Origin of the sequence: Streptomyces sp. NPDC002574 (assembly GCF_042889545.1) — a bacterium.
GTDB lineage: Bacteria > Actinomycetota > Actinomycetes > Streptomycetales > Streptomycetaceae > Actinacidiphila.
This window is the reverse complement of the sequence record NZ_JBIARB010000025.1, coordinates 30872-52255: the sequence shown is the minus strand read 5'-3', so window position 1 is coordinate 52255 and position 21384 is coordinate 30872. Positions and strand designations below refer to the sequence as shown.

Below are 21384 nucleotides of genomic sequence, written 5' to 3'. Positions count from 1 at the left end.
CCCTCCAGGAAAGCACCGGTGCCGGCAAGCACCGGCCGTCAGGGCCGACGGCGGCGGAGATGCGGCGGCGAGTGCCGGGGCCGCACGGTGTCCGCCGGGGCGATCACGCATACGCAGCCGCAGCACTCGATTCACGTGCGACGCATTGATGGGACGCTCGATTCCGCTGTAGCGTCACCGGGGTCGCGTCATCGGCCGCACAGGAGGCAGCGCCCATGTCCATCGACCGCACCCGGCTGCGCGCGCTGCTGGCCCGCGAGACCGCCGACGCCGTCGCCGGCAACCCGAAGTCGCGCGCCGCCTACGAAGCGGCCGACCACCTCTTCGGGCGGGTGCCGATGACGTGGATGAACAAGAACGCCGGCGCCTTCCCCCGCTACCTCGCCGGGGCCCGCGGGGCCCGCGTCACCGACATCGACGGCCACAGTTACGTCGACTTCTGCCTCGGCGACACCGGCGCCATGGCCGGGCACTCCCCGGAGCCCGTCGCCGCCGCCGTCGAGCGCCGCTTCCGCGAGCAGGGCGGCGCCACCGCGATGCTGCCCACCGAGGACGCCGAATGGGTCGGCGCCGAACTCGCCCGCCGCTTCGGCCTGCCGCGCTGGTCGTTCACGCTCACCGCCACCGACGCCAACCGCTGGGCCATCCGGCTCGCCCGCGCCGTCACCGGCCGGCAGAAGATCCTCTTCAACAGCTACTGCTACCACGGCAGCGTCGACGAGTCGCTGATCGTCACCGGCCCCGGCGGACGCGGCGGCGTCAGCCGCCCCGGCAACGTGGGCGCGCCCTGCGACGTCACCGAGACGAGCCGCGTCGCGGAGTTCAACGACCTGGAGGGCCTGGAGCGCGAACTCGCCCACGGGGACGTCGCCGCCGTCCTCATGGAGCCCGCGCTCACCAACATCGGCATCGTGCTCCCCGAGCCCGGCTACCTCGACGGGGTCCGCGAGATCACCCGCCGGCACGGCGTCCTGCTGATCAACGACGAGACGCACACCTTCTCCGCCGGCCCCGGCGGCGCCACCGCCGCCTGGGGCCTCGACCCGGACGTCCTCACCATCGGCAAGGCCGTCGCGGGCGGCGTCCCCGCCGGCGCCTACGGCCTGTCCGCCGAGCTCGCCGACCGGCTCCTCGGCCGCGACGACCTCGACCTCGTCGACATGGGCGGCGTCGGCGGCACGCTCGCGGGCAACGCCCTGTCCGTCGCCGCCATGCGCGCCACCCTCGAACACGTCCTCACCGACGTGGCGTTCGAGCGGATGTCCGCTCTCGCCTCCCGCTTCGCGGACGGAGTCGCCGACGCCGTCGCCCAGCACGGCCTGCCGTGGTCCGTCAGCACCCTCGGCGCCCGCACGGAGTACCGCTTCGCCTCACCCGCCCCGCGCACCGGCACCGCGTCCGCCGCCGCCGCCGACCCCGCACTGGAGGACTTCCTGCACCTGTGGACGGCCAACCGGGGCGTCCTCATGACGCCGTTCCACAACATGGCCCTGATGTGCCCGGCCACCACCGCCGCCGACGTCGACACCCACACCGCCCTCTTCGCCGACGCGCTGGCGGAACTGGCAGGCTGACCCACGTGGACGACATCGACCGCGCGATCCTCCGCGAACTCCAGACCGACGGCCGCATCCCCTACGCCGACCTCGGCCCCAAGGTCGGGCTCTCCCCGTCGGCGGCGCGCCAGCGGCTCCAGCGGCTCGTCGACGGAAAGGTCGTGCAGGTCGTCGGCGTCACCGACCCGATGGCGATGGGCGGGCAGGCCATGGCGCTGCTCGGCCTGCGCGTCGACGGCGACCCGCGGGCGGTCGCCGACACGCTCTCCGCCCGCGACGAGGTCGTCTACGCCGTCCTGACCGCCGGGCCCTACGCCCTGTTCGCCGAGGTCGTCTGCCCCGGGCCGTCCGAGCTGCTGGACTTCGTCAACGACGTCGTACGGCCCCTCGACGGCGTGGTGGGAGTCGACACCTTCCCCTACTTCGGTATCCACACCCACCGCTTCCTGTGGGACGTGGGCTGACGCCGGCCGGTCAGGCCCTCGGCACGACCCGCAGCGCGCGGTAGTCGTACCCGTCCTGGCGGAAGCCGGGGGCCTCCCACTCCAGCACCACCGGCTGGCCCGCCGACAGCGTCCGGAAGCCGGCCATCTCGATGTCGCTGTAGTGCGCGAAGCAGCCCCCGGGGGTCTCGGCGCAGTCCAGTACGCCCCAGCCCTCGTCGTCGTTCCACTCGCGTACGGTCGCGTTCGTCATGGATCCGAGCGTAGGCGCCCCCGCGGCACCCGGCCCGCGCTGTTCACCCGTACCGCCGCGCACACCGGCGGCGTCCGAGAGCCGCGGATGGGGCGTCAGGCCGCCGAGGACAGGTCCTGCTCGGCCCAGATGGTCTTGCCGTCGTCCTCGTAGCGGGTTCCCCAGTGCCGGGTGAGGGAGGCGACGATGAACAGCCCGCGGCCGTTCTCGTCCTGGAGCCGGGCGTGCCGCAGGTGCGGGGCGGTGTCGGCGGCGTCGGAGACCTCGACGGTGAGGTTGAGGTCGAGGATCAGGCGCAGCCGGATGGGCCCCACGGCATGGCGGACGACGTTCGTGGCGAGCTCGCTGACGACCAGGTCCGTGACGGGGACGTGCTCCTCCAGCCCCCAGTGCTCCAGCCGTTCCCGTGCCGCGCCCCGGGCCTGCGGGACGGACGCGGCCTCGGCCGGGAAGGTCCAGGTGGCGATGCGGTCCGGGTCGATGCCGCGCAGCCTGGCCACCAGCAGCGCCGCCCCGTCCTGCGGGGTGCCGCGCAGCAGCCGGTAGGCGATCGCGTCGCAGATCTCCATCGGTGCCGTCGTGGGGTCGGACACCACGTCGCACAGCCGGCTGAGCCGTTCGCCGGCCTCGGCCGGGTACCGGTCGGCGACACTGTCCGAGTACAGCGTCAGCAGGCTGCCGTCGCGCAGATCGGTGGTCAGCATCTCGTGCGGTGCGCCGCGCCCCAACGCCGCCCCGCGCGGCACCTCTAGCGTGCTGACGGCGCCCCCGGGGGTGGTCAGCAGGGGCCCGTCGTGCCCCGCGGTGGCGGCCGAGCACTGCCGGGTGATCGGGTCGTACGTCATGTACAGGCAGGACGCGGTGAACGGCGCCCGCGCGCGGTGCAGGGTGGCCGGGGCGGCGTCCTGTTCGCGGGCCATGTTCTGGGCGACGTCGTCGAGGTGGGTGATCAGCTCGTCGGGCGGCAGGTCCATCGCGGCGAGGGTGGAGGCGGCGGTGCGCAGCCGTCCCATCGCGACCGACGCGTGCAGGTCCTCCCCGGGCACGTAGCCGATGACCAGCCCCACCCGGCAACTGGACAGCGGGAGCACGTCGAACCAGTGGGCGCCGTACCGGCCCGGCAGATAGCAGTGCGCCGGCTCCACCGCCGCGACCTGCGGGGGCGTGCTCGGCAGCAGACTGCGCTGGAGGGCCGTCGCGATCGTGTGCTCGCGGGTGAAGCGGCGGGCGTTGTCGAGGCAGAGCGCGGTGCACGCGGCGAGCTGCGTGGCCAGCGCCAGGTCCTGGGCGTCGAAGGCGCCGGGGTGCGAGCCGTTCCGGTAGAAGCTGGCCAGGCCCAGCACCAGCCCGTGCACGGTCAGCGGCGTCACGATGAGCGAGCGCATCCCGCTCTGCGCGATGAACTCCGCCCGCGCGCGGTCGTGGACCAGCCAGCCGCCCTCCTGCGGCAGCGCGCCGACCAGCCGCGGCTGCATGTCGTTCAGCGCCTGCGTGTACGGGGTCGGGAACGCGAAGTAGCTGGCGCCGCCCATCGGGTACGCGCCGACCTGCCCGTCCTGGGCCTTGAACCCGGCCCGCCGCATCGGCAGCGAGGTGGCGACCGGGCCCATGGGGGCGTCCCCGGTGAGCACCGACTCCAGCAGGTCGACGGCGACGGCGTCGGCGAAGCAGGGCACGGCCACGTCGGCGAGTTCCTGGGCGGTCCGCAGCGCGTCCAGGGTGCTGCCGATCTTCGCGCGGGCGATGTGCAGCAGGTCCATGCCCCGCCGGACCCGGCCCTGGCCCGTCACGTCGTGGAACATGCAGGCCGCGCCGATGGTGCGGCCCCCGCCGTCCTGCAGGTGGTACCCGGCGACGTCGTACTCGTGCCGGTGCTCGGGATCGCCCCCGGGGTACGCGGCGACGGGCCGTTCCACGAGCGCGCCGGCGGTCCGCAACGCCTCGCGCACCACCGGTGACAACGGGATCCCGGAGTCCAGTTCCTCCAGGTGCGCCCCGATCACGGAGCGGGCCGGCATGCCGCGCATGCGCAGCGACGCGGGGTTGGCGCGCAGCACCCGCAGATCGGCGTCGTACACCTCGAGCCCGGCCCGCGACTGGTCGAACAGGGCCTTCTCGAAGCTGCCCGTGGCCTCCGCCACGGGGCCGGCGCTCATCCCCCCGCCCGGCCGTCTCGTCGTTCCGGCGCCATGGATGACCTCGGCTCCTCGGGTACGGCTGCAACCACACCAGTAAATACATCGCACACCGGGCTCCGCCACCGGAGCCGCGGTCCCCGCCGCACCGGAGGATCATCTCCGGTTGCTAGGGTGCGCGGGTGCCCGACTCCTCCCGCGACTCCCTGGCCGGCGCAGGCTGGGAGAGCCAGAAGCCCGGTTCGTACCAGGAGTTGATGCCCGCCCGGGTCGTCAACCTGTCGTGGCTGAACCCGGTCACGCTCTGGAAGGCGCGCAACGGCCCGCTGGCCTCGCTGTTCGGCGACCCGACCGGCGCGGACCGGCGACGCTGGGTGGCGAACCAGGTGCAACGGGGAGCCGCGACCGGGGACCTGGTGATCGAGCGGGACGACCCCGACGCGTTCTCGTTCCTCCTGCTCGGCGACACCGGCGAGGGCGACGACCCCCAGTACGCCGTCGTCCCCGGCCTGTTGAAGGCAGGCGAGGGCACGCGCTACGCCGTGATCTGCAGCGACGTCCTGTATCCGGTCGGCAGCGCCAACGAGTACGGCACCAAGTTCTTCCGTCCCTACCGGGACTACGACGCCCCGATCTACCCCATCCCCGGCAACCACGACTGGTACGACGGCCTCACCGGCTTCATGCGGGTCTTCTGCCGCGCCCCGGCGCTCCCGCGGACTCCCAAGCCGCGCGCGCTCACCCCCGCCTGGTGGCGCACGCTGCTGTGGGCGGAACCGGACACACCGGACGACGCCCGCCTCGACGAGGACCGCCTGATGCGGTCCGCCCCCGCGCAGGCCGCGTCACTGCCGGGCCCGTACTGGGCGATGGACTCCGGGCCGATACGGATCATCGGCATCGACACCGGGCTCCTCGGCGACATCGACCGCGAGCAGGGCGAGTGGCTGCGCCGGGTCTCCCAAGGGCCGCGCCCCAAGATCCTGGTCACCGGCTCCCCGATCTACGTGGACGGCGAGCACCACCCGTGCGCGATCGAGGGCGGCGGCACGGTCGACGAGATCGTCCGCGACCCGGCCCACCACTACGTCGCGGCGATAGGCGGCGACATCCACAACTACCAGCACTACCCGGTCGATGTGGACGGCCGCCGGATCGAGTACGTCGTCTCCGGCGGCGGCGGGGCCTTCATGCACGCCACCCACACCATCCCGCGGGTGGCGGTCGGCGGCGTCGTCGAGGACGACTTCCGCTGCTACCCGATGCGCGGCGACTCCCTCGCGTTCTACAGCCGCCTCTACGGCCGCCGGCTGCGCATGCGCCGCTTCTTCGACCTCACCCCCGACGAGGCGGCCGCGGCCCTCGCCGAGCGCCTGGACGTCGAGCCCGTCCGTGCCACCGGAGCGGCGGTCACCGCGCGCACCCGCTTCGTCGCCGGGCTGCTGGGCGCGCCGCCCCGTCCCCACCGCAAGCGGCGGATGCGGCTTCCCGTCCGCCGGGTCCTGACCCGGGTGCTCTCCCCGGGCTCGGCCACGTACAGCCCGCCCTTCTTCAAGAGCTTCCTGCGGCTCGACGTGAGCCCGGCCGCGGTGCGCGTGCGCTGCTTCGCCGCCACCGGGCTCCGGGAGCACGAGCTGGACCCGCCGGTCGAGGACGACTTCACGATCCCCCTGCCGGCCGGCGCCTGAGCCCCCGACGGCCGGGCTACCTGCCCGCGTCGTACCGCACGTCCACCACGTCCGGTGTGCCGGGGAACCGGGCCTCGCCGCGCAGGACGCGGTCGTACCGCCTGTCGCCCAGCAGGTGGCGGGCGAAGAACGCCCCGACGTAGTCCTGGGTGATGCGGCGCTGCTGCCGCTCGGACAGCTCGTCCTGGTCCGGCTGCGGGGAGGCCGCGTCGGGGAACTGCGCCCGACAGGTGCCGGGCCGGCTGCCGGGCACGGACTCGTCCTCCGCCATGACCTGCCCGCCGGCCGGGGACCACTGCGTGTTGTAGAAGTTGTGGACCCCGCCCGTCACCGTGAACTTGTGGATCGGCACGGTGTTGGCGCCCTCGTTGTGCTCGACGTACGTGCCGCCGTTCGTCACGTCGCAGGTCCCCCACATCACCGCGAACGGCGTCCTGGTCAGGGTGACGGGGTCCCACGTCGGGGTCGGGGCCAGGCCGAACGCCGCGCGGATCGTCACGCCCCGCGGCCAGGAGGCCCGGTTGCTGTCGTCGATCTCCTGCATGACGGCGCCGCCGCCCATGGAGTGCCCGATCAGGCCCACGTCGCCCAGGTCCACGTGGCCCCGGAAGTCCACCGCCGACGCGCGCCCCGAAGCGGCGTCGGTGAACCGGCCCGCGAGCGGGCCCCCGCCGGTCTGCGCCAACCGCCGCCACATCACCAGATGCCGTTCGATCAGCGCCGCCCGTGCCCGGTAGACGGTGTCGGCCTGGCCGGGGGAGGTGGCGTTGATGCCGTTGGTCCCGATGGAGACCACCACGAAGCCGCGGCGTGCCAGGTCCCGGCCGAGGTAGTCGTAGCCGCGGTAACTGGGGATCGGGTCCGTGCCGGGCGCGCACGGCCACGCGTTGAGCGCGTCCGAGGACGCTTCGATGATCGCCTGCTGCTTCTCGGCGTCGGCGGTGTCGCCGGTCTCCTCGTCCCGCGCGAGCGCGGCCTTCGCGGCGGCCAGGTCCCGGGCCGCGTCCGCGTCGGCGCAGGTGGCGTGGATCCCGTGCTCGATCACGACCAGCGGGTGGCGGCCCCGCGCGATGTCCGCGGGCACGTACACCGCCCCGTCCAGCTCGCTGCTCCCCACGTACCCCAGCGACCGGGGCGGCCTGAACGCCTCGTCGCCCAGGTCGTAGAGCACCTCGCGCACCCCTGCCCGTGCGTGCCCCGGCCCCGGACTCCCCTCCGCCGCCCTGGCGGTGCCCGGCACCGCCAGGAGGGCGAGTACACCGGCCAGTGTCGTCAGCGTGGTCCGTGCGCTGCGTGTCGTCATGATCTGCCTCGTGTCGTCGCGGATGACGGATCCCGTCATCCGCTACGACGTCCCGGCCGCACGGAGGTTGCGGGTGCGGCCGGACCCGTCACAGTTGCGTGTTGGAGATGAACGAGGCGAACCGCCAGCCCTCCGCGGTCCTGACCGCGAGATACGCGCCGGTGCCGACTCCGAATTCGGTTCCCTCACGGTCGTGACGCGAGAATTCGCCCTCGAGGAAAGCCGCGCCGGCCGCCACCGCGTGAACGGTCAGGCGGGAGATGTCGGAACCGGCGTATCCGGCGTGCCTCAGTGAATCGATCATGCCGGTCGCCCAGTCCAGCGTGGCGGCCCGCGTCGGCAGAACCGTGTGGTCGCCGTCGACGACGACCACCAAGGGGGCGCCGTAGAAGTCGAGGAGCGACTCCGTGCCGGTGCGTACGCCCTGGGCCAGCCCCACGAACGTGTCCACGTAGGCGCCGTACCATTCACGGACTTCGGCCTCGACCTCGTCGCGCAGGGACATCGCCGCTCCTCGTCCGGTGTCTGTGCTCTGTGGTCCGTGCATTTCCGGGTGCGGAAGATCCGCTGGGACATTCTCGGTGGACCGTGCGGCGCGGGACGGGAAGGGACGGCCGGTGTCGCCGGCGGGCGTCGCCCGGCCGTCGTCACGTCGCACCCGTTCGGCGGCGTGAAGGAGCGGACCGCCGGCCTGCACGCCCAGCGGCCGGCCGAGTCCGGATTCGTCATCGCCAGTACATGCGTCGAAGCCGGCGTGTGGAACGAAGGCCGCATTCTCTTCGCCGTCCGCCTGCGCGACAGCCGCCCGATCCGCTGCGCGCCCGGGGCCCGACACCCCGGGCGCGGTGGGGGCGGTCAGTCGGCGAAATACTGGTCGTGCCTGCCGTAGAACTCCGCGCGCTCCTCCTCCGTGGCGTTGCCCATCTCCGAGACCTTCTCGAAGAACTCCTCACGCGGTGCGCCCGGCGTGAAGAGCAGCAGCATCTCGGCCGCGGCGTCGGAGTCGTTGCGGAAGGCGTGCAGCCCGCCCTGCGGAACGTGCAGGAAGTCGCCCTGCCGGGCGTCGATCCACTTGTCGCCGTTGAACAGGCTCATGGTCCCGTCGAGGATGAAGAAGGACTCCGAAATGGTCCGGTGGAAGTGCGTCTTGGGGCCGTCCGTCCCCGCCTTCATCGTGACCCGGTAGAGGCCGAACTCGCCGCGCGTGAGCTGGGACGTCGCGAGGTAGCGGATGGCCATGGTGTTTCCGGTACCGCCGGTGTCCGGCGCGGTGCCGGTCGGCAGGAAGTGCGCGTTGATCTCGCCTCCGTCACCGAAATACACCTGCTTCGGGTACGACATGCACACCATCCCCTTCCCCGGGTCGCCACCCCCTGGCCCGGTCCGGTGGCTTCGGCTTCATGGAACGTACAGGGGGTCGGCGCTCCGGAGGGCGGATCCGGAGGTCGCGCGTACCTCCCCATCCTGTGCACAGCGTCCGGGCGGATGCCATTCGGGGCACGGCCGGGGCCGCCACTCGTGCTCCGGCGGCTCCCCGGCGAGGGAAGGCGGCTGCGGCTGCCGGACGCCGACTGACCCGAGACCTTGCCTTACCTATCGACATTCGATAGATTCCCATCGTTAGTCAATGGGATGAGGGGTCATGGGAAAGCTGACAGTGCACGCGCTGCACGCCGTGCTGGTGGTGATGCTCGCCGGCACGGTGTTCGTACAGGTGTCGATGGTGTGGGTGCTGGTGTCGGGCAACGACCCGGAGGACGGCTCGGTCCCCCTGACGGCGCTGCGCGTGATCACGATCCTGGGCATGGCGTCGGCCCAGGTCGCCCTGGTCGCCGTATGGCGGCTGGTGACGATGGTGCGACGAGGAACCGTGTTCTCCCACGCCGCCTTCCGCTACGTGGACGCCGTGATCGGCGCGATCGTGGCGGCCGCCCTCGTGTGGTTCGCCGTCACGATCGTCAATGCGCCGGGCCAGCGGGAGGACCCGGGCGTCACCCTCATCATGGGCGGGATCGGCGTGGCCATCCTGGGCGTCGCGCTGATCGTGCTCGTCCTGCGGATGCTGCTCGCCCAGGCCGTGGCGCGCGACGTCGAGGCGGCGCACCTGCGGGCCGAGCTGGACGAGGTGATCTGATGCCGATCACCGTCGACATCGACGTGATGCTGGCCAAGCGGAAGATGTCCGTGGGCGAGCTCGCGGACCGCGTCGGGATCACCCCCGCCAACCTCGCCGTGCTCAAGAACGGCCGCGCCAAGGCGGTACGCTTCGCGACCCTCGCCGCGCTCTGCGAGGTGCTCGAATGCCAGCCGGGCGACCTGCTGCGCTGGGAGGCCGAGGTCCCCGCGGACGTATGAGCCTCCGGGACCGCAACGGCCCGGGCAGTCGGACACCCGACTCCCCGGGCCGCTGCGGTCGATCCGGCTGCTCGATCCCATGGACGGTCATGGACTTCTCCCGGCGGCCGACGGACCCTGTTGAGGCGAAGCCGCAGCCGGGGGCGGTGAGCGCCGGCCAGAGCCGATGTCGCCGCCGCATGCGAGCCCCGCATGCGCCGGTTCGCGTCTCTGGACGGATGGCCGCCCGGACGGAACGCGAGCAGCCCCCAGGTCAGACGTCGAGTCCCTGTTCTCGCATGACCTGCCGGGCGGCGGTCCACCACAGCCCTTCACCGCCCGCTGCCACTGAATCGCGCTTCTCCGTCGTGAGGCCCGCGATACGGTCCGCGTATTCCTTGCGGGCGTCGGTCAGGCTCAAGGAGCCGTTGGGTCCGCCCCACACCTCGTCCGCGTCGAGGTCGTCCTGGCCGTCGTCCTCCCACCCGCACTCGTGGCAGATTTCCCAGTTGCACCGCGACTCCAGCGTCAACAGGCGACAACAAGGGCAGGCGTAGGGTCCCCCGCCGGGCGGACACGCCTCTCGCAGTTCTCGTGGTGTCATCACGTCGCGAGCGTGGCACGGGACATGGGCACGGAGAAGGGGCCGCTGACCCGGGTCCGCCTGCCGGCCCGCCGGGCGTCGTCCCGTCCCGGTCCGCCGGACTCGGCATCATGGCGGGGCGGGACGGGAACACTGGGCGGATGTTCATCGAGACTGTTGTGCCGGTGTCGAGCGACCCCGCAGTGGACCTGTTCGTGGCGCAGACCGACGGCTCCGTCGAGCGGCCTCTGCTGGTGATCCACGGAGGTCCTGACTGGGACCACACCTATCTGCGCGAGCCCGTCGCCGAACTCGCCGGTCACCGCCGGATCGTCCTGCCGGACCTGCGTGGCTGCGGGCGGTCGACCCGCGGCCTGGCCGATGACGAGTACACCCCCGCGGCGGCGACCACCGACCTCGTCCGCCTGCTGGACGCATTGGAGATCGGGCAGGCGGACGTCCTCGGCTTCTCCTACGGAGGACTGATCGCCCAGCGGCTTGTCCTGGCCGCTCCTGAGCGGGTCCGCCGCCTGGTGGTCGCGTCGAGCAGTGTGCTCCCGGTGCCCCCGGGCGCATTCGACGGTTGGCGTGAGCGCACCGAACGCCTGACGGCCGAGGCCGACGTGTGGTCCGACCCCTCGCTGTCCGGACCCGAACTCACCCGCGCGGCTGCCCTGGCCGCCGCCCCGGCCAACGTCTGGCGCCCGGACGCTCTGCCCGGCTACCTCGATGTCCTGCGAGGCATCCGCTTCTCCGCCGAGTGGATGCGGCCCTGGCAGGCCGGCACGCTGCCGGGCCCCCGCGAACCGGACGCGCCCCAGCGGCTCGCGGACACCGGCATCCCCGTGCTTCTGCTGCACGGACGCCAGGACATGACCTTCCCCGCCGACCTCGTCGAAGCCACCGTCGAGCTGATCCCGACCGCACGGGCCTCGGTGATCGAGGACGCGGGGCACATGGCCCACATCGACCGACCCCGTGCTTGGCTGGAGGCCTTGGACGACTTCCTCTCCGAGGACTGACCGGCCGAGTGGGGTCGCCCGGTTCCCCTTTTTGCGGTGTTTGCACCCCATACGATAGGAGCATATGCTCCTATCGTATGTGATCCCTACAGCACTGTTGAGGAAGCGAAATGATCAATACAGAGGATCTGGTCAGCCGGAACGCCGCCTTCGCCGCCCGTGGCGCGCATGAGGGCCTGCACATCCTGGGCAGCGGCAAGCTGATGGTCATCGGGTGCGTCGACTCGCGTGTCGATCCGAGTCACGTGCTCGGGCTGGACCTCGGCGAGGTCACGGTGATCCGCAACGTGGGTGGACGCGTCAACCCGGCCGTGTTCCGCACCCTGCTCATGCTCGCGAAGGTCAGGGAGGCCCACCGCGGCGACGCCCCCGCGGGCACGCACATCGTGGTCATGCACCACACCGATTGCGGCATCAAGGACATTGCGGCGTTCCCCGAAATGCTCGCGAACGACTTCGACATCCCTGTCGAGGCGCTGGAGGAGAAAGCCGTCATGGACCCCTTCGCCGCCGTCCGGCACGACGTCGGGTTCCTCAAGGAGGTCCTCAGGACCAGGATGCCCGCGGGCCTCGTGACAGGGCTCGTCTACGACGTCGAGACCGGGCTGATCGAGGTCGTCGCCCCGACCACGAGGGCCGGGGAGGAGTAGGCGCCGGCGTCGCCCGCCTCCGCGAGGCCCATCAAGGCATCGCCCGGGCGCAGGGCCCGTCGAAGCCCCCGGCGGGACGGCCCGCCGACGGGCGGGCCCTCGAGCGGCGCATCAGCGGCGGAGCCTGCGCCCCGGCTGCGCGCGCCCCCGCTCTGCGCCACTGTGGTGGTTGTGCGATGCCAGCAGGGTCCGCGCCCGTAGTCGTGGGCGGCGGCTCGTCGGCGACGGACAAGGCGAAGCATTCGGCGGAAGGCTGGTCCCATGTGTCGTAGCGCAGGTACCGCCGCCGAAGCAGCCAGTGCCAGGCCTCGTCCCGCCTTCGGGCCCGCGGTGGACCCCATTCGCCTCGAACCGGTCGACGAGGTCGAGATCACGATCCTCGTCGACAACACCTACGACGCTCTGCTGGGCGGCGACGAGCGCACGCGCCGCGCCCCCGCCGGCGTCGCCACGAAGCCGGCACCGCACTTCGAGGAGGGGGAGACTTTCGTCGGCCTCGTCGCCGAGCACGGTTTCTCCGCGCTGGTCACGATCAAGCGGCTCGGGAACAGCAGCTCGCTGCTGTTCGACACCGGGCTCTCGCCGACAGGGATGGTCGTCAACGCCGACCGGCTCGGAGTGCGCTTCGACGATCTCCGAGCGGTCGTGCTCAGTCACGGCCACTTCGACCATGCCGGAGGTCTCGCCGGGCTCGCGGGACGCCGGAGTGCCTCGACCATGCCGATGCTCGTACATCCCGGGGTGTGGACCCGCCGTCGCATGGTGCTCCCGGGGCCGGGGATCGAGCCGCTGCCCACGGTCAGCAAGAAGGCCCTGCGCCAGGAGGGATTCGACGTGGTGGAACGGCGCGTCCCCTCCCTGCTCCTCGACGAGAGCGTACTGATCACCGGTGAAGTCGACAGGACGACCGAGTTCGAGCGGGGCATGCCGCCCAGTCACGAGGCGTGGACGGGCGAGCGGTGGGCCCACGACGCGAAGGTCATCGACGACCAGGCTCTCGTCGTGAACCTCCGGGGGCACGGACTGGTCGTGCTGACCGGCTGCGGCCACGCCGGCGCGGTCAACATCGTTCGACACGCCCTGCGCCTCACCCGGGTCGACCGGCTCCATGCCCTCGTCGGCGGACTGCATCTGAGCGGGGCGGCATTCGAACCGGTCATCCCGCCGACCGTCACCGCGCTGGCGCAGTTCGCGCCGAGCCTGGTCGTTCCCGGCCACTGCACAGGCTGGCGTGCGCAGCACGCACTGGCTGCCGCGCTCCCGGCGGCCTGGGTGCCGAGCTCGTCCGGTACCTCGCTGCACCTTGAGGGCGCGCCCGCCTGACGTTCCCGGCCGGCGACAGTCCGCTCACGCCGCCGCGTTTCGCAACCGCAACTCGCGGGGGCTCACACCGTACGCCGCCTTGAAAGCGCGACTGAAGTGCGGTGCGCTGGCGAAGCCCCACCGGTGGGCGATCGCCTCGATCGTCATGAACTGATGTGCCGGCGAAGCCAGTTCCCTCTTGCACTCTTCGAGGCGCTGTGTCCTTATCCATTCGCCGAGGGTGATTCCCGCCCGGGACAGGGTCAGGTAGATCTGGCGTACGGACACCTGATGCTCGGCTGCGATACGTGCGGCAGTCAGGTCGGGTTCTGCCAGATGGAGGCGGACGTATTCCTGAACACGCTGAAGGAGTGTGCTGCTCAGGGGCCCTCCGGCCAGGTCGTCCCGCCCCAGGGCGATGGTGACCACAGCCCTGATCAGGTCGACACAGGGCTCCGCGAGCAGGGCGGTCTCGGTCTGGCCGACAGCGGCCTGATCACGGGCCAGCCGGGAGAAGAACGCGACGGTGGCACCCACGACCGGGCGCTCCGAACTGAGTCGCACGGCTGTGACCTGGTCGAGAAGGGACTGCCGTAGCCCCAGGACGTGCGTGGGAACGCGCACGAGCACCGAATGCATCGGGCCGTCGAAAAAGACCTCAAAGGGCTTCGCGTTCTCGACCACGGCGAGATCTCCCGCCCGTGTCACACCCTGCCTGTCCCCCTGGTGGAACCAGGAGATCCCCGCTTCCTGGAGATGGACGAGCACGTGCGGCACCACGTCCTCGTCCACCAGGGCTGTGGCACGGCGGAGGCGGGCCACGTTCCAGCCGATTTCCGAGACCTTCACCGGCCCCACCGTGCGGGTGGTCGCATGGGCCCTCAGGTGCCTCGGGTCCGGTGGAAGGTCCACCTCTATGCGGCCGTTGATGGACCACGAGAATTCACGGATTGCGTCCGCGCGGTCGCCGGGAGGCAGCGCCGCCACGTCGAGTCGATCTGCCATGCGGGCTTCCTCCTGAACCGGTCACGGAGCGTGCGTTGCGGGGGCAGGCCTCCACGGTACTGCGGCGAATACTCATGTTTGCGGCTTTTGCCGTATTGTGAAACTTTATTTCCGTGAGAGAGGGCTGCGCTGTGTCTGCCGACACGTGAAGGGCAGTCCCCCCGCCACCGTCCTCATGCGTACGGCTCCGCTGCCGCCGCGTCCTGCCGTCGAGCGGCAAAGCACCAGCACTGCTGTCGCCTTCAGCCGCCGGCGATGGAAGCCTGCCTCTCCTGCATCGGGTTCTCGTCGGCGTATCGGACCAGGTCGAGGAAGCGGGAGTCGCCGACGACTGCCAGCAGTTCCTTGTTGGTGACCGGGGCGGAGACCGCGGCGTCGTCGTCCGGATAGACGGCGAGTGCGACGTCGCTGTCCCCGTACGAGAAATAGACCGTGGTACTGGTGGTTTCCGCCGAGTTGACCCGCAGACGGTACGAGGCCGCCTCGATGCCGCCCGGCAGCGTGGCTCGCTCGCAGCTTCCGCCCTTGAGGCCGCCGGGCGCGTCCGTGCAGGGCGGCCTCCCCCCGGATCCGTCGTCGGACGGCCGTACGGAGAAGATGACGGGAAACACCCTGCCGTCCTCGGCCTGCCCCTCGTACCGTCGCACCTCGAGGTCGACCGGCCGGATCAGGCCGACCGCCTTCGGCAGCAGCTTGTCGAGGAGCGCGGCCGCCTGCTGCTGGAAGTCCTCCCGCCGCGCGCGCTCGGCGGACGGCAGATCGGCCATGGTCTCCTCGCCGTCACTGGTGGGCTCGATATGGACCGGCGTCCGGTACGTCTCCGACGACTCGCGCGGGGCGGGTGTCCCGCTCGCGGCAGGGCGGACGGTCGTACGGCCGCCGCTCCCGGCCGGCAACGTCACGGAGCCGAACACCACTGCCGCCACGGCGCAGGCGACCCCGGCGGCGGCAAGGACACGGGTACGTGCTCTGCGACGCCGGCCCTGGGCGACCGCGGCGGGCACCAGGTCGTGGACGGGGGGCAGGTCCGCCAGCGTGCGTTCCATCGCGCCCCTGACCAGCAGGGCGTTCCGGCCGTCCTCTTCTGGCATGTCGTCTCCCATGGAAGTCCCTCAGCTCCTCGTGGCGTAGATGTGGGCTTCGCCCAGTTGGGCACGCAGCTTCGCCAGGGAGCGTGAGCACTGGCTCTTGACCGTGGACTCGCTGCATTTCAAGAGCTCGGCGACCGACTCGACGCTTTGGTCCTCCCAGTACCGCAGTACGACCATGGCCCGGGCCCTGGGCGGCAGTTCGGCCAGTGCCGACAGCAGGGTCACCCGCAGATCGGCGTAGTCCGGCGCGGGCCGGGGGTCGGGACGGGCATGCGCCAGCAGGTCCCGCAGCCGACGCCGCCGCTCGGCCAGGTACGTGCGGGCCATGACGGTCCTGGCGTAGGCCTCGATGTGGTCGGCGGCGCTTGCCCGCCGCCAGTGCTGGAACATCTTGGCGAGCGTGGTCTGCGTCAGGTCCCGAGCCGTGTCCGCGTCCCCGCACAGCAGGTACGCCGTCCGGTACAGCCGTCTCTGGCTCGCCTGGGCGAAGGCTTCGAAGCTCCCTGGCCCTTGGGATCCCTCCGGTGCTCCGGAGCCCCGGCCGTTGTCCGGCATCTGCTCTCCTTTCCGGGCCCTGTCACGGGGCCCTGCCCTGTCACCCCTCTTCAGAGCGCTGCCGGCCACCAAAGGTTGAAACCGAATGTGCGTCCCCTGACACGCACCCCGGCCCCGGACCACGCGGGCGGGTGCGCCCCGCCGGGGAGAGAGAACGGGCCTCTGCCGTCATGCAGACGGTCCGGCACGGCCGTGATCACGAGAAGGGACCAGTTCGAGGGGATTCAGCTTCTGACCGGCCTGTTTTCGTCGCTCCGCCTGCGGTCCCTCAGTTGGGGACTGTTCGTAGCCCTTGATGCCAGCTGCTGAGACAGCCTCACGCCCTATGCGCTGATGGGCAGTTGCCGGACATCCCCCGCACCTACCCCGCTGAGTTCCGCGCCCGCGCCGTCGCGTTGGTGCGGGCAGGAAAGGAACAGAAACAGACCGCCGTTGACCTCGGCATCCATCCGGTCACGTGAAGTGGTTGCGCCAGGTCGATATCGACAACGGCGGGCGCCCCGGCAGGGTCTCGGCGGAATCCGCAGAGTTGCGAGCGGCGCGACGCCGCTCAGCACTGGGCTGCCGCGCCCCGATCGAGTACGAGCTACTCTCCGAACAAGACACCATCCCTGCCGCCAGTCGGCCACCACAGCTGGAACCCAAACCGTGGGGCAGGTCAACCTGTCACCCAAACCTGCGGCAGACCCTTTCGAGGCCGCTACCGGGCGGGGCCGATTGGCTGTGGTTGCTGTACTTCGCTGCTGTACCGCAACCGAGCTGCGTCGACCCCTCTTGGCAGGCGGCCGTCCATCGTTCCAGCGGGTTCCCTGCCGTCGTCACTCGGCGTAGGCGGCCAAACGCACTCTCGACTGACATGTCGCAGCGAATTGCGCGACCATTACTAAAGAGCCCGTTTCGGTATTTGTCAGGGAGCCACAGATGGACGCCTCGGATGATCTCCTTCGAGGGCCTGAACCAGCAGCTCTGTTGACGCTGGACGGTGCCATCCGCGGTCTCAACGCCGCGATGAACACAGCGTTGGGCGGACCGGCGGAGCAGTGCCTGGGACGCTACTTCGGTGATCTGTGGCCGGCAAGCCAGCGGATGTCGGCCGACAGTCTCGTGCTCCACGCCGCCAGGGCGAGGGCGGTCGCCATGCAGGTGCTGGAGTTCCCTGGGCGCGCCGGAGCACCCGTTGCCTCTTTGATCGAGGCGCGGCCGGTCGAGGATCCCACCGGTGACGAGCAGCTGGTCTGGGTACACGAACTGGATGCGCGAAACGACCTGGCCAGCCTGCTGATCCCGTTCCGGATGGCCACCGCGGCCGCCGACCTCGGCCTGTGGATGTATTCACCCCAGGGGCGCCGGCTGGAATGGCTCGGCGGCGCACCCGCCGTGGCCGCGCTCTTCCCGGAACCCAGTGTGTCGCTTACCAGGGTGATCTCGGCAGTGCACCCTGACGACCGGGAGACCTTGCGGCAGCTCCTCCGCTCGGCCTCCACGCAGCAGTCTCCCTGGGTGAGGCTGCGGTACCTCCCCCAGCACGAGGGCTGGCACCAACTGGCGGCTCAGACCCGTCGGATCCAGTTGGGGCATGACGGCCCCGAGAGGATCTTCGGGGTGATCCGCGACGACACCAAACAGGAGAACCGCAAGAAGAGGGCACAGGCGGCACTGGCTGCCGAGCGACAACGCGCCAAAGACATCGCCGACTTCTCCTCCGCCTTGATCACCGCGGCCTCGGAGCAGGAACTGCAGCAGGTCGCCCTGACACGGCTCGCCGCAACGTTCGGCGCCTCTGGCGCTCTGCTTGCATTCGTCGACGAAGGCCGCCTGCGGGTCTCCACCGATGGCGGGATAGCCATGTGGGAGGTCGCAGCCCTGCACGGCCTGCCGCTGAACCATCCGAGCGCCCTGCCCGAGGCGATCCGCACCGGGAAGCCGCAGTTCATTCCCGACCGGAAGGATTACGAACACCGCTGGCCACACGGGGCAGAGTTTCCGCGGGTCGGCCGGCTCGGGTCCGACTACGCCGTCTCCATCACCCCCCTCAGCGAAACCGGCAATCAACCGCTCGGGGCGTGGCTGGTGCTCTACGGCAGCGGATACCGGCCGTCCCTGGATCAGCAGACCCTCATGGGCACTCTGGCCGACCTGGCGGGACAGGCACTGAGGCGCATCAGGTTGCAGCAGGCGCGAGTCGAGCTGGCGACGGCCGTCCAGAAGACCATGCTCCCCACGCTGCCCGAACACATGGCGGGTCTGGAGGTCGCCGCCCGCTACCGACCCAGCCGGGACGGGCTGGATATCGGCGGAGACTGGTACGACGCCTTCATGCTGCCCGACGGCGCGGTCGCCCTGGAGATCGGCGACGCCCAGGGGCACGACGTGGACGCCGCCGTAGCCATGGGACAGGTACGCGCCTCCATGCGCACGATCGCCGCCCACGAACCGGATCCCGCAACCGTGCTGACGCGCACCAACGAGCTTCTCGTCACGATGGACGCGGCACGATTCGCCAGCTGCACCATGCTGCATATCGACCCCCACGACGGACAGGTCACCGGCGCCAGCGCCGGCCACGTACCGGTGCTCTGCGCGCACAAGGACGGCAGCCACAGCATCCACGAACTGCCGGGCGGGCCGGTCCTGGGAGTCATGCCCGACACCGAGTACCGCGAGGAGACCTTCACCCTGTACAGGGACCGCGCGCTGATCATGGTCACCGACGGCGTGGTCGAAGGACCAGGCCTCACCTTGGAAGCCGGACTGGAACGAGCCGGAACACTGGCCGGCGGCGCCCTCCACGACGGACTGACCGCCGAGGAGACCGCCGACCGCATCCTCGACGCCGCGGTCGCGGTAGACCATCTCGACGACGTGGCCGTGCTGGTCATCCGACGCACATGACAGCGCCCGCGTCCTCACACACCCTCTATGCGGACCCCACTGCAAGACCACCCCTCGCGCTCTTCGGCGAGCGGCTTGTTCTCGATGCATCAGTCAAGCCGGCCGCGAAAGGCCCTCCGGCCCCAGTCACCCAGAGCCCCAGTTTGGAAGATGCCGTATGGGGATGGCCGCTGACCTGGCAACTCCCTGACCTGGTCCGGAGCGAGGTTGGCGCCCTTGTCCCCGGTGAGTCCCCGTAATGTCCCGCCGGAACGGGCACGCAGCGGGCACGGCCGTCAGACCAGCTGCCAACGCCAGCACCATGGAGCGAGGTCAGCAGTCGGGCACTCCTCTCGGCCGCTTGCCCGCTGCACGAGAAGACGATCTCCGTCCATGGAGACCCGGTCTCCTGGCATGAGGATCAAAGGACGGTTGAGGCGGAAGATCCCATCCGGATCAAATCTCACCTCGTTGAGCAGCAGCATCCTGGGTGCGGTCGCTGGACTGCCGAAGAATCGCATGGCTCCATGGTGCACCGCGCCAGGATCCGCGATCACCTCTTTAGGGGCGAGGTGGGGCGATCGCTGGCCTGACCTGTGGATTCCCCACCTTGGACGGAGTGGGCGGCGCCTCCCCCCTGCGCACCGCGATTCCCCCTGATTCCCCGACCGTTCCGGCACGAGAGTGGCACGACGCGGAGCTGCGCGATGGCTTCGTTCGACGCGGAACCACCGGCACCGACAATTCAGTTGTCGACCGCGCCCACCTGCAGGTTCGCGATCAAATGGTGAGTGAAGTCCGAGCCGAAGCGCCGATCAGGGCTGGCTGAATCAGCGGGTGCAGATCACGCTGACCAGAGTGAACGACGCGTAGAAGGGCCCTTGGGAGAGGCTTGCGAACCAGCGATGGCCTCGGTCTCGGCCGATGAGGCCCTTGCTGATGGCCTGCTGCATGTTGCGGCCGAGCCCCAGGGTGTGATCCGCCTCTTGGAAGTCCCGGAAGACCGGTGTCGTGGCGAGGTCCCGAGTGTGGGAACCCCGCGGGTCGCGGAAGGCCGGCGTGAGGCGCGGCGTCAGTCACGCTGGTGGGAGTCGGATCTTCCTGCCGTGTGTTGCAACCGCATCTCGCGGGGGCTGACACCGTACGTGGTCTTGAAAACGCGACTGAAGTGGGCTGCGCTGGCGAACCCCCACCGGTGGGCGATGGCCTCGATCGTCATGAACTGATGCACTGGCGAGGCCAGTTCTTTCTTGCACTCCTCGAGGCGCTGCGTCCTTATCCATTCACCGAGGGTGATACCCGCTCGGGACAGGGTCAGGTAGAGCCAGCGTACGGAAACGTCATGCTCGGCGGCGATACGCTCGGCGGTCAGGTCTGGGTCTGCCAAATGGAGGCGCACGTATTCCTGAACACGCACAAGAAGTGTGCTGTTCAGAGACGCTCTGGCCAGGTCGTCCCGGCCCAGGACCAAAGTGACCACAGCCCTGACCAGATCGACGGAGGGCTCCGTCAACAGGCTGGCCTCAGCCTCACCGACATCGGCCTGACCATGGGCCAGGCGGGTGAAGAACGCCGCTGCGGCACTCAGGGCCGTGGGCTCCGAACCAAGTCGCACAGCCGTGACTTGGTCGAGCAGAGACGGCCGCAGCCCTAGGACATGCGTGGGAACGCGCACGAAAACCGTGCGCACCGGGCCGTGGAATACGACTTCGTAGGGCTTCGCGTTCTGCAGCAGCAAAAAGTCTCCCGCCCGTATCACGTCCTGTCTGCCCCCCTGGTGGAACCAGGAGACCCCCGCCTCCTGGAGACTGACGAGAACGTGCGGCACCAAGTCCTCATCTACAGGTGGAGCAGCGGCGCGGCGGAGGCGAGCCACGTTCCAGCCGATTTCCGAGACCTCCACCGACCCCAGCGCGTTGGTGGTCACATAGGCCCGCTGGCGATTCGGGTCCGGCGGAAGGTCCACTTCTATGCGGCCGTTGACGGACCACGAGAATTCACGGATCGCGTCCGCACGATCACCGGGAGCCAGCGACGCGGCGTCGAGTCGAACTGCCATGCGGGCTTCCTCCTGAACCGGTCACGGAGCCTGCGTAGCATGCGCTTTTTCCATGCTACTGCGGCCAGTGGCCCATTTTTTCGCAGGTTTTGTTGCATTGTGCATTTTCATTTCCGCTTGGCCTTGCAGTACACCGGTGGGCCGCCGTTGAGGGGGCGGGCCGCTCGCCGGGCGAATTCACCGGCAAGCCGCCCGGTGACGAACGTGCCGAGGCTTCCGCGAAAGTCGCCGGCGCAGCGGGACCTCGCCCAGGAGCCGGAAGGACGGCCCGGCGGCCTCGCAGGGGATGCTGCCGAGGTTCCCCAGGGGGATGCCGCATAACAACGCGTTCCCCTTGCGTTCCCCTTGAACGTCGAACCGGCCCCTCGGAGATCACTCCGAGAGGCCCGTTCGATGCTCTGACGCAGGTCAGACGCTGTGCCCCAGGCAGGATTCGAACCTGCGACACCCGCTTTAGGAGTTCGTTCGTGGTTGTGCGCGCTGCCGGGTTGCCATGCGGCACGGCCTCAAGTCGGGCCCCTACTACCGCCAAGG

General features: G+C 70.4%; 20 protein-coding genes and 1 pseudogene. 11 read left to right on the top strand and 10 right to left on the bottom strand.

Annotated elements, in window-relative coordinates; genetic code table 11:
• The first annotated feature begins 215 nt into the window (after nt 1–215).
• Nucleotides 216–1574: a transaminase gene (locus tag ACFYXS_RS38480; protein ID WP_389256450.1), complete on the top strand. Its 1359-nt coding sequence runs from the start codon at nt 216–218 to the stop codon at nt 1572–1574.
• Between the two features lie 5 nt (nt 1575–1579).
• Nucleotides 1580–2020 (top strand): Lrp/AsnC family transcriptional regulator, encoded by a 441-nt coding sequence (locus ACFYXS_RS38475; RefSeq protein ID WP_389256449.1) that lies wholly within the window; start codon nt 1580–1582, stop codon nt 2018–2020.
• A gap of 10 nt (nt 2021–2030) precedes the next feature.
• Here ACFYXS_RS38475 and ACFYXS_RS38470 read toward each other — a convergent pair whose 3' ends face one another.
• Both ACFYXS_RS38470 and ACFYXS_RS38465 read right to left on the bottom strand, forming a co-directional pair.
• Nucleotides 2031–2252 (bottom strand): cold-shock protein, encoded by a 222-nt coding sequence (locus tag ACFYXS_RS38470; protein WP_389256448.1) that lies wholly within the window; start codon nt 2250–2252, stop codon nt 2031–2033.
• Between the two features lie 95 nt (nt 2253–2347).
• The gene (locus ACFYXS_RS38465) at nt 2348–4408 is read right to left on the bottom strand and encodes a SpoIIE family protein phosphatase (protein WP_389256447.1); all 2061 of its coding nucleotides are present in this window, start codon (nt 4406–4408) and stop codon (nt 2348–2350) included.
• A gap of 161 nt (nt 4409–4569) precedes the next feature.
• Between ACFYXS_RS38465 and ACFYXS_RS38460 the strand changes: the two genes are divergently transcribed.
• The gene (locus ACFYXS_RS38460; protein ID WP_389256446.1) at nt 4570–6075 is read left to right on the top strand and encodes a metallophosphoesterase family protein; all 1506 of its coding nucleotides are present in this window, start codon (nt 4570–4572) and stop codon (nt 6073–6075) included.
• Nucleotides 6076–6091: 16 nt separating this feature from the next.
• Here the strand turns inward: ACFYXS_RS38460 and ACFYXS_RS38455 are convergent, their stop codons facing one another.
• Both ACFYXS_RS38455 and ACFYXS_RS38450 read right to left on the bottom strand, forming a co-directional pair.
• Nucleotides 6092–7378 (bottom strand): alpha/beta hydrolase, encoded by a 1287-nt coding sequence (locus ACFYXS_RS38455; RefSeq protein ID WP_389256445.1) that lies wholly within the window; start codon nt 7376–7378, stop codon nt 6092–6094.
• A gap of 88 nt (nt 7379–7466) precedes the next feature.
• Nucleotides 7467–7883, bottom strand: a complete 417-nt coding sequence (locus ACFYXS_RS38450) for a hypothetical protein (protein ID WP_389256444.1) — start codon at nt 7881–7883, stop codon at nt 7467–7469.
• Between the two features lie 36 nt (nt 7884–7919).
• Between ACFYXS_RS38450 and ACFYXS_RS38445 the strand changes: the two genes are divergently transcribed.
• Complete coding sequence (locus tag ACFYXS_RS38445; RefSeq protein WP_389256443.1) at nt 7920–8267, top strand: hypothetical protein; 348 nt, start codon at nt 7920–7922, stop codon at nt 8265–8267.
• On the opposite strand, the gene ACFYXS_RS38440 is transcribed toward ACFYXS_RS38445, so the two are convergent.
• A complete protein-coding gene (locus tag ACFYXS_RS38440) occupies nt 8234–8719 on the bottom strand; it encodes a cupin domain-containing protein (RefSeq protein ID WP_389256442.1) in 486 nt (161 codons plus the stop codon). The genes ACFYXS_RS38445 and ACFYXS_RS38440 overlap by 34 nt on opposite strands.
• Before the next feature lie 301 nt (nt 8720–9020).
• On the opposite strand from ACFYXS_RS38440, the gene ACFYXS_RS38435 reads away from it, so the two are divergent.
• Both ACFYXS_RS38435 and ACFYXS_RS38430 read left to right on the top strand, forming a co-directional pair.
• The gene (locus tag ACFYXS_RS38435; protein ID WP_389256440.1) at nt 9021–9512 is read left to right on the top strand and encodes a DUF2975 domain-containing protein; all 492 of its coding nucleotides are present in this window, start codon (nt 9021–9023) and stop codon (nt 9510–9512) included.
• The gene (locus ACFYXS_RS38430) at nt 9512–9733 is read left to right on the top strand and encodes a helix-turn-helix domain-containing protein (protein WP_389256439.1); all 222 of its coding nucleotides are present in this window, start codon (nt 9512–9514) and stop codon (nt 9731–9733) included. The genes ACFYXS_RS38435 and ACFYXS_RS38430 overlap by 1 nt, the downstream gene beginning before the upstream one ends.
• Nucleotides 9734–9986: 253 nt before the next feature.
• Here the strand turns inward: ACFYXS_RS38430 and ACFYXS_RS38425 are convergent, their stop codons facing one another.
• Nucleotides 9987–10316, bottom strand: coding sequence for a CPCC family cysteine-rich protein (locus ACFYXS_RS38425; protein WP_389256464.1), 330 nt, complete (start codon nt 10314–10316; stop codon nt 9987–9989).
• A 140-nt stretch (nt 10317–10456) separates the two neighbouring features.
• Between ACFYXS_RS38425 and ACFYXS_RS38420 the strand changes: the two genes are divergently transcribed.
• The 3 genes from ACFYXS_RS38420 to ACFYXS_RS38410 all read left to right on the top strand — a co-directional run bounded on the left by ACFYXS_RS38420 (nt 10457) and on the right by ACFYXS_RS38410 (nt 13290).
• Entirely contained in the window at nt 10457–11317 is an 861-nt protein-coding gene (locus ACFYXS_RS38420) for an alpha/beta fold hydrolase (protein WP_389256438.1), read from the top strand.
• 110 nt (nt 11318–11427) lie between these two features.
• The gene (locus ACFYXS_RS38415) at nt 11428–11967 is read left to right on the top strand and encodes a carbonic anhydrase (RefSeq protein ID WP_389256437.1); all 540 of its coding nucleotides are present in this window, start codon (nt 11428–11430) and stop codon (nt 11965–11967) included.
• Nucleotides 11968–12297: 330 nt separating this feature from the next.
• On the top strand, nt 12298–13290 hold the full coding sequence (locus ACFYXS_RS38410; RefSeq protein WP_389256436.1) for an MBL fold metallo-hydrolase: 993 nt from the start codon (nt 12298–12300) through the stop codon (nt 13288–13290).
• 24 nt (nt 13291–13314) lie between these two features.
• Here ACFYXS_RS38410 and ACFYXS_RS38405 read toward each other — a convergent pair whose 3' ends face one another.
• From ACFYXS_RS38405 to ACFYXS_RS38395, 3 genes are all read right to left on the bottom strand, one after another.
• Nucleotides 13315–14274, bottom strand: a complete 960-nt coding sequence (locus ACFYXS_RS38405; RefSeq protein WP_389256434.1) for a helix-turn-helix domain-containing protein — start codon at nt 14272–14274, stop codon at nt 13315–13317.
• Nucleotides 14275–14516: 242 nt separating this feature from the next.
• Entirely contained in the window at nt 14517–15365 is an 849-nt protein-coding gene (locus tag ACFYXS_RS38400) for a hypothetical protein (protein WP_389256433.1), read from the bottom strand.
• 21 nt (nt 15366–15386) lie between these two features.
• Entirely contained in the window at nt 15387–15920 is a 534-nt protein-coding gene (locus ACFYXS_RS38395; RefSeq protein ID WP_389256432.1) for a SigE family RNA polymerase sigma factor, read from the bottom strand.
• A gap of 350 nt (nt 15921–16270) precedes the next feature.
• Here ACFYXS_RS38395 and ACFYXS_RS38390 point away from each other — a divergent pair.
• Both ACFYXS_RS38390 and ACFYXS_RS38385 read left to right on the top strand, forming a co-directional pair.
• Nucleotides 16271–16470 (top strand): annotated as a pseudogene (locus tag ACFYXS_RS38390) (transposase); the annotation flags it as partial.
• Between the two features lie 371 nt (nt 16471–16841).
• A complete protein-coding gene (locus ACFYXS_RS38385; RefSeq protein ID WP_389256431.1) occupies nt 16842–18812 on the top strand; it encodes a SpoIIE family protein phosphatase in 1971 nt (656 codons plus the stop codon).
• Nucleotides 18813–19863: 1051 nt separating this feature from the next.
• On the opposite strand, the gene ACFYXS_RS38380 is transcribed toward ACFYXS_RS38385, so the two are convergent.
• Nucleotides 19864–20850 carry a helix-turn-helix domain-containing protein gene (locus tag ACFYXS_RS38380; protein ID WP_389256430.1) on the bottom strand — a complete coding sequence of 329 codons (987 nt, stop codon included), beginning with the start codon at nt 20848–20850 and terminating at the stop codon, nt 19864–19866.
• Between the last annotated feature and the right edge of the window lie 534 nt (nt 20851–21384).

What these genes read in the sequence shown, in the direction of transcription:
- ACFYXS_RS38480 (WP_389256450.1), top strand. Translation starts at nt 216, where the DNA reads ATGTCCATCGACCGCACCCGGCTGCGCGCGCTGCTGGCCCGCGAGACC.
- ACFYXS_RS38435 (WP_389256440.1), top strand. Translation starts at nt 9,021, where the DNA reads ATGGGAAAGCTGACAGTGCACGCGCTGCACGCCGTGCTGGTGGTGATG.
- ACFYXS_RS38450 (WP_389256444.1), bottom strand. Translation starts at nt 7,883, where the DNA reads ATGTCCCTGCGCGACGAGGTCGAGGCCGAAGTCCGTGAATGGTACGGC.
- ACFYXS_RS38455 (WP_389256445.1), bottom strand. Translation starts at nt 7,378, where the DNA reads ATGACGACACGCAGCGCACGGACCACGCTGACGACACTGGCCGGTGTA.
- ACFYXS_RS38380 (WP_389256430.1), bottom strand. Translation starts at nt 20,850, where the DNA reads ATGGCAGTTCGACTCGACGCCGCGTCGCTGGCTCCCGGTGATCGTGCG.
- ACFYXS_RS38470 (WP_389256448.1), bottom strand. Translation starts at nt 2,252, where the DNA reads ATGACGAACGCGACCGTACGCGAGTGGAACGACGACGAGGGCTGGGGC.
- ACFYXS_RS38440 (WP_389256442.1), bottom strand. Translation starts at nt 8,719, where the DNA reads ATGTCGTACCCGAAGCAGGTGTATTTCGGTGACGGAGGCGAGATCAAC.
- ACFYXS_RS38405 (WP_389256434.1), bottom strand. Translation starts at nt 14,274, where the DNA reads ATGGCAGATCGACTCGACGTGGCGGCGCTGCCTCCCGGCGACCGCGCG.
- ACFYXS_RS38425 (WP_389256464.1), bottom strand. Translation starts at nt 10,316, where the DNA reads ATGACACCACGAGAACTGCGAGAGGCGTGTCCGCCCGGCGGGGGACCC.
- ACFYXS_RS38420 (WP_389256438.1), top strand. Translation starts at nt 10,457, where the DNA reads ATGTTCATCGAGACTGTTGTGCCGGTGTCGAGCGACCCCGCAGTGGAC.
- ACFYXS_RS38385 (WP_389256431.1), top strand. Translation starts at nt 16,842, where the DNA reads ATGGACGCCTCGGATGATCTCCTTCGAGGGCCTGAACCAGCAGCTCTG.
- ACFYXS_RS38415 (WP_389256437.1), top strand. Translation starts at nt 11,428, where the DNA reads ATGATCAATACAGAGGATCTGGTCAGCCGGAACGCCGCCTTCGCCGCC.
- ACFYXS_RS38400 (WP_389256433.1), bottom strand. Translation starts at nt 15,365, where the DNA reads ATGCCAGAAGAGGACGGCCGGAACGCCCTGCTGGTCAGGGGCGCGATG.
- ACFYXS_RS38465 (WP_389256447.1), bottom strand. Translation starts at nt 4,408, where the DNA reads ATGAGCGCCGGCCCCGTGGCGGAGGCCACGGGCAGCTTCGAGAAGGCC.
- ACFYXS_RS38395 (WP_389256432.1), bottom strand. Translation starts at nt 15,920, where the DNA reads ATGCCGGACAACGGCCGGGGCTCCGGAGCACCGGAGGGATCCCAAGGG.
- ACFYXS_RS38430 (WP_389256439.1), top strand. Translation starts at nt 9,512, where the DNA reads ATGCCGATCACCGTCGACATCGACGTGATGCTGGCCAAGCGGAAGATG.